At 72.7% G+C, this 12,517-nt stretch carries 11 protein-coding genes; 6 read left to right on the top strand and 5 right to left on the bottom strand.

The window, feature by feature from the left end; translation table 11 throughout:
• The first annotated feature begins 4 nt into the window (after positions 1-4).
• Complete coding sequence (locus tag O7598_RS23425) at positions 5-412, top strand: Rho termination factor N-terminal domain-containing protein (RefSeq protein ID WP_269693437.1); 408 nt, start codon at positions 5-7, stop codon at positions 410-412.
• Here the strand turns inward: O7598_RS23425 and O7598_RS23420 are convergent.
• Entirely contained in the window at positions 384-2,537 is a 2,154-nt protein-coding gene (locus O7598_RS23420) for a HelD family protein (protein WP_269693436.1), read from the bottom strand. The genes O7598_RS23425 and O7598_RS23420 overlap by 29 nt on opposite strands.
• Before the next feature lie 304 nt (positions 2,538-2,841).
• Here O7598_RS23420 and O7598_RS23415 point away from each other — a divergent pair, with 304 nt between their 5' ends.
• From O7598_RS23415 to O7598_RS23400, 4 genes are all read left to right on the top strand, one after another.
• A complete protein-coding gene (locus O7598_RS23415) occupies positions 2,842-4,185 on the top strand; it encodes a ricin-type beta-trefoil lectin domain protein (protein WP_269693435.1) in 1,344 nt (447 codons plus the stop codon).
• A gap of 124 nt (positions 4,186-4,309) precedes the next feature.
• A complete protein-coding gene (locus O7598_RS23410; RefSeq protein WP_269693434.1) occupies positions 4,310-6,670 on the top strand; it encodes a ricin-type beta-trefoil lectin domain protein in 2,361 nt (786 codons plus the stop codon).
• A gap of 78 nt (positions 6,671-6,748) precedes the next feature.
• A complete protein-coding gene (locus O7598_RS23405; protein ID WP_269693433.1) occupies positions 6,749-7,357 on the top strand; it encodes a DUF4760 domain-containing protein in 609 nt (202 codons plus the stop codon).
• Positions 7,358-7,429: 72 nt separating this feature from the next.
• Entirely contained in the window at positions 7,430-8,167 is a 738-nt protein-coding gene (locus O7598_RS23400; protein WP_269693432.1) for a Clp protease N-terminal domain-containing protein, read from the top strand.
• 48 nt (positions 8,168-8,215) lie between these two features.
• On the opposite strand, the gene O7598_RS23395 is transcribed toward O7598_RS23400, so the two are convergent.
• The 3 genes from O7598_RS23395 to O7598_RS23385 form a co-directional block, all read right to left on the bottom strand.
• Complete coding sequence (locus tag O7598_RS23395) at positions 8,216-8,734, bottom strand: hypothetical protein (protein WP_269693431.1); 519 nt, start codon at positions 8,732-8,734, stop codon at positions 8,216-8,218.
• Between the two features lie 372 nt (positions 8,735-9,106).
• Complete coding sequence (locus O7598_RS23390; RefSeq protein ID WP_269693430.1) at positions 9,107-10,129, bottom strand: sensor histidine kinase; 1,023 nt, start codon at positions 10,127-10,129, stop codon at positions 9,107-9,109.
• Entirely contained in the window at positions 10,122-10,817 is a 696-nt protein-coding gene (locus O7598_RS23385; protein WP_269693429.1) for a response regulator transcription factor, read from the bottom strand. Before O7598_RS23385 ends, O7598_RS23390 begins: the two co-directional genes overlap by 8 nt.
• 106 nt (positions 10,818-10,923) lie before the next feature.
• Between O7598_RS23385 and O7598_RS23380 the strand changes: the two genes are divergently transcribed.
• Positions 10,924-11,586, top strand: coding sequence for a GNAT family N-acetyltransferase (locus O7598_RS23380; protein WP_269693428.1), 663 nt, complete (start codon positions 10,924-10,926; stop codon positions 11,584-11,586).
• A gap of 172 nt (positions 11,587-11,758) precedes the next feature.
• On the opposite strand, the gene O7598_RS23375 is transcribed toward O7598_RS23380, so the two are convergent.
• A complete protein-coding gene (locus O7598_RS23375; protein ID WP_091063731.1) occupies positions 11,759-12,433 on the bottom strand; it encodes a TetR/AcrR family transcriptional regulator in 675 nt (224 codons plus the stop codon).
• Positions 12,434-12,517 lie beyond the last annotated feature (84 nt).

The raw sequence follows: 12,517 nt of genomic DNA, 5'->3' as shown, positions 1-12,517 counted from the left end.
CCCGGTGTCCGATCCCGCCGACCTGGCCCACGCCGTCCTGCTGCGGGTGGCGGAGTTCGTCCGCGCGCTGCCCGCCGACCAGCTCGCCGCGCTGGCCGACGGCACCGCGAAGCTGGCCGTGGTCGACAAGACCCGGCCCGCCGCCCGGAAGGCCGCCGCGGCCTCGGCCGGCGTCGACACCGACCGGGTCCGCGCCGACCTCGCGGCGATCGGTGACCGTGCGGCCGGCGTACGCTATCTCGCCGACCTGAAGCTCACCGTGGCGAAGCTGCGGGCGCTGGCCAAGGAGCTGGGCATCACGGTGCCCGGCAAGGCCAGGAAGGCCGACATCGAGCACGACATCGTGCAGTGGACGGTGGGCCGACGACTGGACTCGGCCGCGGTCAGCCGTCCGCCGGCCACTCGACACTGACCGCGCCGTCCGGCAGGAGGGTCGCCCGCACCTCGGTGAGCACGTCGGACCAGAACGCCGGAGGCGCCGCGCCGCGCAGCTGGCCGGCCAGGTGCTCGGCCAGCCGGTGCGCCTCCCGCCGGGTGAACGGCGCGTCGGTCTCGCCGTCCACCCGCGGGCGGGGTAGGACCGGCGCGTCCAGCGGCACCGGATCGCCGGTGCAGACGATGTCGAGGTGCCCGGTGGTGCGGGTCAACGCCACGTAGAGCAGGCGGTGACCACGTTCGTCGCTGGCCACGATCTCCACCGGCTCGACCACCACCACCGCGTCGAACTCCAGGCCCTTGGCCTCCTGCGGGCTGATCAGGTTGACCGACCCGCCCAGCTCGCCCCGGTCGGCGCTGCTCCAGGCGATGCCGTTCGACGCCAACGCCGCCTCGACCGGGCGTCGCTGCCGGGGCGGGCAGACGATGCCGACGAATCGGCCGGCCTCGGCGTGCTCCCGCGCCACCGCGACCGCCCGGGCGGCCAGTTCGGACAGGCCGACCCGGTGCACGCCGGTGTCCGCCGGCCCGTCCCGGACCACCTCCACCGGCGTCACCCCCGGCGCGGCCACCGGCAGCAACGCCGCCGCCGTGGCATAGGGCTGCCGGGGTACGCGGTAGCCGTACCGCAGCGGGGTGATCTTCGCCGGGTGCACGGCCGGCAGGTGGACGAGCACCTCGTCCCACGAGTCGCGAGCCCAGCGGCCGGTCGACTGGGCCAGGTCGCCGACCACTGTCAGCGACCCGGTGGCGCTGCGTCGGGCGACCGCGCGCAGCTGCATCGGTGACAGGTCCTGCGCCTCGTCGACCACCACGTGCGCGTACCGCCGCCCCGGACCGTCGATCAGGTGCGCCAGCTCGTCCAGCAGCGGCAGGTCCGCCGCCGACCAGGTCTCCCGGGACAGCCGGTCCGCGCCGCGCCGGTGCAGCGCCGCCACCTCGGCCGGGGTGAACGCGTCGCCGGCGGCGGCGCGCAGCCGCGCGGTGGAGCCGAGCAGGTCACGCAGCAGACCGGTCGGGGTCTGCTGCGGCCAGAGCCGTTCGGCGAGGTTGCCGACCTCGTCGGCCCGACCCGGGTCGGTGCCGGTGCGGGTCGCCACCAGGGCGGCGAGCCGGTCGCGCAGCAGCCGGCGCCGGCCCGCGTACGGCAGGGCGGCGGCCCGCGCCGCGGCGAGCGCCTCGGCCACCTCGGCACCGGGCAGCGTGACGAACCGGCCACCGACCAACAGCCGCTCGGCCGGGTCGGGAACGCCGATCCTGGCGTCCAGCGCGCGGGCCAGCAGGCCGGCCATCCGAGCCTCGCCCTTGATCCGGGCGACCTCGTCCGGCTCGACGCGACCGCGCGGCACGTCCGGGGCGAGCCGGCCGACGTCGCGCAACTCCACCCCGTCGTCGCCGAGGGCGGGCAGGATCTGACCGATGTAGCGCACGAAGGTCGGGTGCGGCCCGACCACCAGCACGTCCGCGGCCGACCAGTCGGCGCGGTGCTGGAACAGCAGCCAGGACACCCGGTGCAGCGCCACGGCGGTCTTGCCGGTGCCGGGACCGCCCTCGATCACCAGCACCTGGTCGCGCGGGGCGCGGATCAGCGCGAACTGGGCGGCCTGGATGGTGGCCACGATGTCCCGCATGGTGCCGGTGCGGCCGCGGCTCAGCTCGGCCAGCAGGTGCGCGTCCACCGCCTCGGCGATCTCGGCGAGGATGGTGTCGGTGAGGTCGTCGATGGTGTTGCCGGTGCAGGTGAAGGCGCGCTTGCGGCGGACTCCGGCGGGGTTCTCCGCGGTGGCCTCGAACCAGCCGGCGGCGGCCGGGGCGTGCCAGTTGACCACCAGCACCTCGCCGTCGGCGTCCCGGATCAGGTGGCGTCCGATGTAGCGGGTCTCGCCCGCCTCGTCGTCGATCCGGCCGAACGCCACCGCCTCGTCCGCCGCGCCGAGCGCCCGCCCGGCGGCGTCGGCGTACCGGCGCAGGTGGGCGGCGGCCGCGGTGTGGGCGGCGGCGGACGGCAGCCGGGCGAGGGTGTCGCGGCGCCGGTCGCGATGCTCCGCCGCCGCGTCGAAGTATGCCTGCTCGGCGGCGATGTCGGCTTCCCTGGACACCACGCGGCCCTCCCTCGCACCGGCCCGGTCCGGCCGGCGGGACTCGGTCGGGACACCGTACCGGCTCGATCCGACGCGAGCACCTCACCCGCCGGACACGGCATTGACATATTTCACTGCCCCGCCTAGGGTCGGCCCGAATCGATTCGACTCGTCGCTGTGGCGTTCCAGCGTCGGCGTCGGACGGTTCGAGTCCGGGCAGCCGAGTCGACCATGCCGTGCGTCCGTCGTGCCCGTATCCCGCCGCCGGCATGGTGCAACCCCCGTACCCGAATCGGTCACCCCCGTTTGGTGAAGGAGCCGCATCATGGCAAGACGCAGAACTCTGTTCGGGCCCCTCGCGGCCGCCGCGATCCTGGTCGTGGCGGCGGCCGGAGCCACAGTGGCCGGCGCCGTGGGCGGCGCCGCGCCCGCCGCCGCCGCGGTGACCGCGGGGTGCGGCAAGGCGCCCACGTTGACCAGCGGTTCCCGGACCATCCAGAGCGGCGGCCAGAACCGCAGCTTCATCCTCCGGATCCCGGACAACTACGACCGCAACCACGGCTACCGACTGATCTTCGGATTCCACTGGAACGGTGGCACCGCGGGCGACGTCGACTCCGGCGGGGCGGACCGGGAGGCCTGGTCCTACTACGGCCTGCGGCAGCAGGCGAACAACAGCGCCATCTTCGTCGCGCCCCAGGGCAACGGCAACGGCTGGGCCAACCCGGGCGGCCAGGACACCACCTTCGTCGACGACATGATCCGGCTGATCGAGGCGGACCTCTGCGTCGACACGACGCAGCGATTCGCGCTCGGCTTCAGCTACGGCGGCGGCATGAGCTACGCCCTGGCCTGCGCTCGGGCCAACGTCTTCCGGGCCGTCGCGGTCTATTCCGGCGGTCAGCTCAGCGGGTGCTCCGGCGGCACGCAGCCCATCGCCTACATGGGGATCCACGGCATCGGCGACCCGGTGCTCAACATCTCCGCCGGTCGGTCGCTGCGGGACACGTTCGTGCGCGCCAACGGGTGCACCGCGCAGAGCCCGCCCGAGCCGAGGGCGGGCAGCCTGACGCACGTCACCACCACCTACTCCGGCTGCCGGGCCGGCTATCCGGTCGTCTGGGCCGCGTTCGACGGCGGCCACACCCCGGGGCCGGTGGACGGCGGTGGCGACAGCGGCGTCCGAACCTGGACGAAGACCGAGGTGTGGCGGTTCTTCACCCAGTTCGACGGCGCCGGCCCGACGCCCACGCCGACGGCCAGCCCGACCACCCCGCCGCCGGGCGGCACCTCGGCCCTGCGCAACGTCGCCTCCGGCCGCTGCCTGGACGTCAACGGCGCCGCGCAGACCAACGGCGCCGCCGCGATCATCTGGGACTGTCACGGCCAGAGCAACCAGTCCTGGACCGTGACCGCGGCGCAGGAGCTGCGCGTCTTCGGCGGCAAGTGCCTCGACGTCAACGGCGCCGCGACCGCGAACGGCAGCTCGGTGATCATCTGGGACTGCAACGGCCAGTCCAACCAGAAGTGGCGGTTCAACGCCGACGGCACGATCACCGGCGTCGGTTCGGGCCGGTGCCTGGACGTGGTCGGTGACGGTACGGCCAACGGCACGCGGACCCAGATCCGGGACTGCGCCGGTTCGGCGGGCCAGCGGTGGAGTCGTTGACGGCCGTGTTGTGTGAACGTTAACATGTGATGTCTTATCATTGACAAACATCAATCAAAGCGCTCGGGAGGCGGATCGGATGTTCAGTACAGTGAGTCGTCCACGGCGATCGTGGCGGGCGGTGATGTCCGCTGCGGCGGCATCGGTCCTGGCGGCGGCAGCCGTACTGACCGCGTCCGCCTCCCCGGCGCAGGCCGCAACCGCCATCACCATCAACGGCGGGTCCGGTGGGCGGGCGTTCGACGGTGTCGGCGCGGTCAGCGGTGGCGGTGGAAACAGCAGACTACTGATCGACTATCCGGAGCCGCAGCGCAGCGACCTGCTCGACTACCTCTTCAAGCCGGGCTACGGCGCCGCCATGCAACTGCTCAAGGCGGAGATCGGCGGCGACACCAACTCCACCTCCGGCGCGGAGCCCAGCCACGAGCACACGCGGGGCGCGGTGAACTGCAACCGGGGCTACGAGTGGTGGCTGATGGAGCAGGCCAGGATGCGCAACCCCAACATCGCGCTGGTCGGCCTGGCCTGGGGCGCACCCGGCTGGATCGGCAACGGCAACTTCTGGTCCACCGACTCGATCAACTACCTGGTGGGCTGGCTGGACTGCGCCGCCACCCACGGGCTGACCATCAACTACCTCGGCGGGTGGAACGAGAAGGGCTACAACACCACCTGGTACAAGAACCTGCGCTCCACCCTCAACTCCCGCGGCTACGGCAACGTGAAGATCGTCGCCTCGGACGACTTCGGGTGGGGCGCCGCCGACGAATCGCTCCGTGACCCGGCCTTCGCCAACGCCGTGCAGGTCTTCGGCAGCCACTACGTCTGCGGCTACCGCAGCGCCCAGACCAGCTGCCCCAGCTCCGCCAACGCGGTGTCCACCGGCAAGCAGCTCTGGGCCAGCGAGAACGGGTCCGACGACTACAACGCCGGCGCGCCGGCCCTCGCCCGGGGCATCAACCGCGGCTACATCGACGGCAAGATGACCGGCTACATCAACTGGCCCGCCATCGCCGCCATCACCCCCAACATCCCCTGGGCGACCACCGGCGTGGCGGTGGCCCAGCAGCCGTGGTCCGGCGCGTACTCGATCGGCAAGAGCACCTGGGTGATGGCGCACACCACCCAGTTCACCGCGCCCGGCTGGCGCTACCTCGACGCGTCGAGCGGATACCTCGGCGGCAACCGCAACAACGGCAGCTACGTCTCGCTCAAGTCCACGAACAACAGCGACTACAGCACCGTCATCGAGACGCAGGACGCCGGCTCGGCCCAACAGCTCGACTTCACCGTCACCGGCGGGCTGTCCACCGGCACCGTCCGCGTCTGGGCGACGAACCTCAGGTCCAACAACAGCGCCGACCACTTCGTCCGGGGCGCCGACATCACCCCGAACGGTGGGCGCTTCTCGCTCACCGTCCAGCCCGGCTACGTCTACAGCATCACCACCACGACCGGGCAGGGCAAGGGGACGGCGGTCAGCCCCGCGCAGGGCAACCTGAAGCTGCCGTACGCGGACAACTTCGACAGCTACGCCACCGGTCGCGAGGCCAGGTACCTGATGGACCAGCAGGGCTCGTTCGAGATCGCCGGGTGCGGCGCCGGCCGGGCCGGGCAGTGCGTCCGCCAGATGTCCGACCAGGCGCCGATCTACTGGACCTCCGGCCAGGCCGAGCCGTACACCCTGCTGGGTGACCTGACCTGGCGCAACTACACCGTCACCTCGGACGTGCTGCTGGAGAAGCCCGGCTACGTGCAGCTCATCGGGCGCGGCAACACCTACAACCACCAGGGGCCGCAGAACCTGAACGGCTACTACTTCCGGGTCACCGACGGTGGGGCCTGGTCCATCCGGAGCAACAACACCAGCGGCAACTGGCGCACCCTGGCCAGTGGCAACACCGCGGCGCTGGGCACCGGGCGGTGGCACAACCTCTCGTTGAAGCTGAACGGCAGCACCCTCACCGCGGCCGTCGACGGCACCACCGTCGGCACCGTGTCGGACTCCACCTGGGTCGCCGGCCAGATCGGGTACGGCACCGGGCAGGGCGTCACCGCCCAGTTCGACAACCTCTCGATCACGCCGGGCGACGGTTCCAGCAGTCCGACCGGAGAGCTGCGCAGCGCGAGCGCCAACCGCTGCCTGGACGTCAACGGCGCCAGTCAGGCCGACGGCGCGGTCGTGCAGATCTGGGACTGCAACGGCGGAGCCAACCAGCAGTGGACGGTCGGCTCGAACAACCAGCTCACCGTCTACGGCAACAAGTGCCTCGACGTGCCGGGCACCGCATCCGGCAGCCGCGCCCGGATCATGACCTGTAACGGTGGCAGCAACCAGCAGTGGCGGCTCAACGCCGACGGCACCATCGTCGGGGTCGGCTCGGGGCTCTGCCTGGACGTCAACGGCGCCGGCACCGCCAACGGCACCGCCGTCCAGATCTGGACCTGCAACGGTGGCAGCAACCAGCAGTGGGTACGCGGCTGAGCCGCTACCGGTGTCCCGCCGCCAACCCGGCCGCTCTGCTCGCGGCCGGGTTGGCGCGCCCTTTCTACGATGACGGTCATGGATGCCGCAGTCGTGACCAATGCGGTCGTGGCCGCGATCTCGGTGATCACCGTCGTCGTCTCGGCGTTCTTCGCGCTCCGGCAGCTCCGGCTGTCGCAGCACGCGAACCACACCCTGGTCGCGATCGAGCTGCTCACCCGCGACCGGATGAGCGACGCGTTCCTGGACAGCCAGCAGTTCGTGCTCACCGAGCTGAGGACCGCCTGCCCGCCGGGCGTGCCGGTCAGTCGACTGCCGGCCGAGGCCCGCAAGCACGTGAACCGGATCGCGCTCTACTACAACGGGCTGGGCCAGATGCTGGCCTTCAAGGTGGTCGAGCCGGCGCTGCTGCTCGGCACCGGTGGGTACCGCGCGCGCGAGGCGTGGACCGTGCTGGAGCCGTACATCCTCGCCGAGCGGGTGGCGCGTGGCGAGTCGTACCTGTCGAACTTCGAGCATCTCGCGGTGCTGGCGACCGAGACGCCGTGGCCGATGGCGGTGCGCAGGCTGGGCCTGCGCCGGTTCGGCAGCTATCCGGCAGAGGTGGGCCCGGTGGCCGACGCGCCGACATGGGCGAACGTCGATCATGAGGTTGGCGGCACGATTGGAGATCCGCACCGCCGCTAACCTCATGATCGACAAAGATGGGGGCGTCAACCTGGGGTTGACGGGGGAAGGGTGTCAACCTAGGGTTGACGCATGACTGAGATTGAGCCGCTCAAGATGAGCCAACCGGTGCGCCTCGACGAGCTGATCGAGGGCATCAAGAAGGGGCGCACCGACGCGCTCGACCAGCTCTCCGACGCGGTCCTCGTCGCCGACCACCTGGGCGACGTCGCCGACCACCTGATCGGCCACTTCGTCGACCAGGCGCGCCGCTCGGGCGCCTCGTGGACGGAGATCGGCCGCAGCATGGGGGTGAGCAAGCAGGCCGCCCAGAAGCGCTCCGCGGCCAAGGCGGAGACCGCCGCCGCGCTCGACCCGAACGCCGGGTTCGGCCGGTTCACCCCGCGCGCCCGCAACGTGGTGGTGGCCTCGCAGGAGGAGGCGCGGGGCGCCGGCCACGCCGAGATCACCCCCGGGCACATCGCGCTGGGGCTGCTCGCCGAGCCGGACGGGCTGGCCGCCGCGTTGATCAAGGCCAGGGGCGTACCCCTGGAGATGTTCCGGGAGGCCGTCACCGCGAGCCTGCCGGCGAAGGCCGACCAGGTCCCGGACCTCATCCCCTACGACGCGCGGGCCAAGAAGGTCCTGGAACTGACGTTCCGGGAGGCGCTGCGGATGGGCCACAACTACATCGGTACGGAGCACATCCTGCTCGCCCTGCTGGAGGAGGAGGGCGGCGACGGCGTGCTCGCCGGACTCGGCCTGACCAAGGAGGCGACGGAGGCCGCGGTCGAGGGCGCGCTCGCCGAACTCACGCGCAAGCGGGCCTGACCCGGTGCCGGGCACGCGTCACGGGGGCGCGTGCCCGGCACCGGGTGGTCAGCCGGCGGTCGGGAAGCCGTAGCGGGCGGCGTGCTCCGGGTCGGCCGGGTCGACCTGCCGGATGCCGGCGTCGGCGAGGCGCTTGTTCACATCGTCGAGGCGGTCTCGTACCAGCCGGGCCTCCTCCTCGGTGACCCGGCCGCGGTGCGGCCGACCGGCGTGCTCGATCGTGCCGTAGTCGATCTTTTCGGCGGTACGCCGGGCCTTCGGCGGCTTCACCCGCTCGGCGGTGCGCAGCAGTTGCGCCATCGGCACGTCGGTGGCCATCGCGTCGAACTCGCTGGCGGTGAGCACCACCCGGCGCGGCTCACCGCCGCCGTGCCGGTCGTGGATCTCCACCACGGCCACGTCCAGCGTCGCGTCGTCGATGCTCTCCACGTCGACCGGGGTGGCGTCCAGTTGCACGGGCCCGGCGACCAGGTCCGGGTGCTCCAGCACGACGACCCGGACCACCTCGTCGTCGGGGGACAGCGCCTGGCCGGTGAAGTCGGAGACGTGGATCGTCTTCTTGCCCATGCGCGGAGCTTCTCCTGTCGTAGGCCGAAAATCGGACCACAGGACGCTACCGCACAGGCGTACGAAGGTCGGTACGCCCGCCGGCCGGTGTGTCGCCGCCCGCCCTATCCGGTCGTGAGGCCGCGCCAGGCGGAGGTGCCGGCGGGCTGTGCGTTCAGCTCGGACCAGGAGGCGCCCCGGTGGCGGGCCTCGCGGTACTCCGGCTGGGCAGGGAAGCGCCCGCCGGAGTCGGCCGCCCGCCAGCTCCGCTCGGCGTCCTGCTGGAATCGGTCATTCGGGTTCTGAGGCATGACCACTACCGTCCCAGAGAAACTTGTCCATGTATGGAAATGAATATGACGCAGGATCTATGCGTCAGGTTCCCTGGACGCGTCAGATTCCGGCGGCCGGCAGGCGGACCACGAATCGGCATCCGTCGCTGACGTTCTGGACCTCTACCCGTCCGCCGTGTGCCTCAACCAGCCCACGCACGATGGCCAGCCCCAGCCCACCGGAGCCGCCCGGTTCGGCCGCCGCCGGGGTCCGGGCCGGTTCGCCGCGGAACGCCACGTCGAAGACCCGGGGCAGGTCGTCCTCCGGGATGCCGCCGCAGGTGTCCGCGACGGCCAGCCAGGCGGTGTCGACGTCCTGCCCGGCGTCCACCGACACCGTGCCGTCTGCCGGGGTGTAGCGGATCGCGTTCAACAGCAGGTTGCCCACCACCCGGGACAGCTCCCGCTCGCTGGCGGTCACCGCCGGCCAGCCCGCCTCGGCCGCGACCAGCCGGATCCGGCGGGCGGCGGCCAGCGGCGCGGCGCCGGCCAGCGCGTCGGAGACCACGTCGCCGAGCGCCACCGTGGACAGCGACAGTCGCAGCGCGCCGGCGTTGATGCGGGACAGCTCGAACAGGTCGTCGACCAGCCGGGTCATCCGGTCGGTCTCCACCCGGATCCGGCGGTGGTACTCGGCCACCGTCGCCGGGTCGTCGACCACGCCGTCCTCCAGCGCCTCGGCCATCGCCCGCAGCCCGGCCAGCGGCGTACGCAGGTCGTGCGAGACCCAGGCGACCAGGTCCCGGCGGCCCTTCTCGATCCGCCGCTCCCGGGCCCGCGCCTGGTCGGCCCAGACCGCGGCGGCGGCCAGCCGGCGGCCGAACAGCCAGCCCACCGCCAGGCTCACCACGGCGGCGGCGGAGACCGTGATCAGCACCACCTGGAGGTCGTGCGGGGAGAGGAACATCGCCTGCGCGACCCCCGCCACCCCGGCGGCCACCGCGGCCACGGTCATCGCCAGCAGCACCGAGATGTGCACGGTGATCGACCGGCCGCGCAGCAGGCGCAGCGCGACCGCGCCGGCCAGCCCGACCGCGAGCGCGGCGGCCAGCGCCACGCCGAAGATCAGCGCGAGATCACGCATCGGCCGGCTCGTAGCGGTAGCCGACGCCCCACACGGTGACGATGCGGCGGGGTCGGGCCGGGTCGTCCTCGATCTTCTCCCGCAGCCGACGCACGTGCACCGTCACCGTCGACTGGTCGCCGAAGCTCCACCCCCACACCCGTTCCAGCAGCTCGGCCCGGCGGAACGCCCGCGCCGGATGCCGCATCAGGTGCGCCAGCAGGTCGAACTCGCGCAGCGTCAGGGTCAGCTCCCGGCCGCGCAGGCGGGCCACCCGGGGGCCGGTCTCCACCTCCAGACCGTCGTCGGCGAGGCGCACCGGCGGCGCGGCGGCCGGCTCGCCGCCGGCCCTCCGCAGCACCGAGCGGACCCGCAGCACCAGCTCGCGCGGGGAGAACGGCTTGCTCAGGTAGTCGTCCGCGCCCAGTTGCAGGCCGAGGATCCGGTCGGCCTCGTCGCCGCGCGCGGTGAGCATGACGATGGGTACGCCGTCCGGCCGCTCCCGCAGCCGCCGGCACACCTCCAGCCCGTCGAGCACGGGCAGCATCAGGTCCAGCACCACCAGGTGCGGCGGCCGGCGGGACACGGTGTCCAACGCGGCCGCCCCGTCACCGACGTGCTCGACCTCGTAGCCGGCGTGCTCCAGGTAGCGGCAGACCACGTCGGCGACCGTCCGGTCGTCGTCCACCACCAGCACCCGCTGCGCCACCCCGCACCTCCCGCGTAGCGAGAGGTCAGCGTAGCCACGGGGAAACACGTGATCCATTGCCAGGTTCTTACGGTCGGTGCGGGCCTGCGGGGCGTACCATGATCATGTGCTCGACCGGCGGCTCTTCCTGCACCTGGCGACCTGGTTGGGGCAGTGGCCGGCCGGTCCCGGGCTGCACGTGGTCCGGTCCTGGCGCCGCGCCCGCCCGGCCTGGGACGGGCGGCCACGCCCGGCCGTCGCGGTCTCGGTGCGCGACAGCACGGTGCTCTCGGTGCCGCCGCAGCGGGTCGAAGCGGTGCGGGCCCTGGTCCGGGGGCGGCCGATCGAGGAATGGCTGCCGGCGCTGCCGACGACGGTCGGCGCGCCGGAACTCACCACGAACCGCGGGGTCTTCCGCTGGTGCACCGACCCGGCGCCGCTGCCCGACGTGGGGGAGTGGCTGCCGCCGGAGATGCCCGGCGCCCCGCCCTGGCTGGGCCTGTTCCGCGAGGTGCTGGTGGTCCGGGACGCCGACGGCGCGTACCTGGCCGGGGTGGGGATCAAGCGGCACGACGCCTACGGCCACGAGCTGGCGGTGGGCACGTCCCCGACGGCCCGGGGGCGCGGCCTGGCCCGGCGGTTGGTGGCGCAGGCGGCCCGGCGGGTGCTCGCCGAGGGGGCGATCCCGACCTACATCCACGGCCCGGGCAACCACGCCTCCGCCCGGGTCGCCGAGGCAGCGGGGTTCCCGGACCGGGGCTGGACCTCGTTCGGCGTCTTCCCGCACTGACCGCCGGCGTGGGCGCGGACCGTGGATCCCGGGCCGGATCCACGGTCCGCGGCCTCTCCCCCCAGGTCCCGATGCCGTAACGCTAGGTGAACGCAGCTGCGCTGGGCAAGATGCAGGTCTTGTCTGGTTGCGGACTTGACCTGCGGAATTGCCGCCACGATCGATCGGTCGGTCAGTGACGCAACGTGTGGATCAGGGTGAGTGCCTGCCGGGTGGCCGGGCGCAGCACCCGCAGCCGGGACAGCCCCACGAGCCGGTCGACCAGCGGCACCACGCCGTCCACCAACTGCCGGGTCCGGGCCTGCCCAGGGGAGCGGTCGTGCACCCAGTAGAGAACCACGCCCAGGTAGCCCAGCCAGAGCAGTTCCGGCAGCGCCTCCCGCAGCTCGTCGTCGAGCTTCGCGGTCGAGCCGGCGAGCACCTCGCGGAACAGCGACACCGACGCCTCCCGGGCCGGCGACGACTCGGCCGAGAACGGGCTCAGCGGCGAGGTCGGCTCGGCCGCCGTCTTGAAGAACGTCCCGGCGAACGAGTGGTAGGGACTCAGCACGTCCACGCCCGCGTGCAGCACCCCGGCCAGCCGCGCCGCGAAGTCCCGTTCCCGGGCGAGCACCGGCGCGGCGGCGGCACGGTGCTCGCGCTGGGTGTCCGCGTAGAACTCCTGGATCAGGTGTTCCTTCGAACCGAAGTAGTAGTAGGCGTTGCCCACCGAGACGCCGGCCTCCTCGGCGACGGCCCGCATGGTGGTGCGCGCGTACCCCCGTTCCCGGAACAGCCGCATGGCGGTGTCCAGGATCAGCCGGCGGGTCTGCTCACCCCGGGCGGTCGGCGTGCTCTGCTCGGTCATCGGGGTCACCGTATCCCGGCTCCCGGACGCGATCGCGGACCGCGCCGGCCCGCCGCCGGGTGACGGCGGGCCGGTGGGCGCGGG

Source organism: Micromonospora sp. WMMC241, from assembly GCF_027460165.1.
GTDB classification, from domain to species: Bacteria; Actinomycetota; Actinomycetes; order Mycobacteriales; family Micromonosporaceae; genus Micromonospora; species Micromonospora humi.
This window is presented reverse-complemented; position numbering and strand designations above follow the sequence as displayed.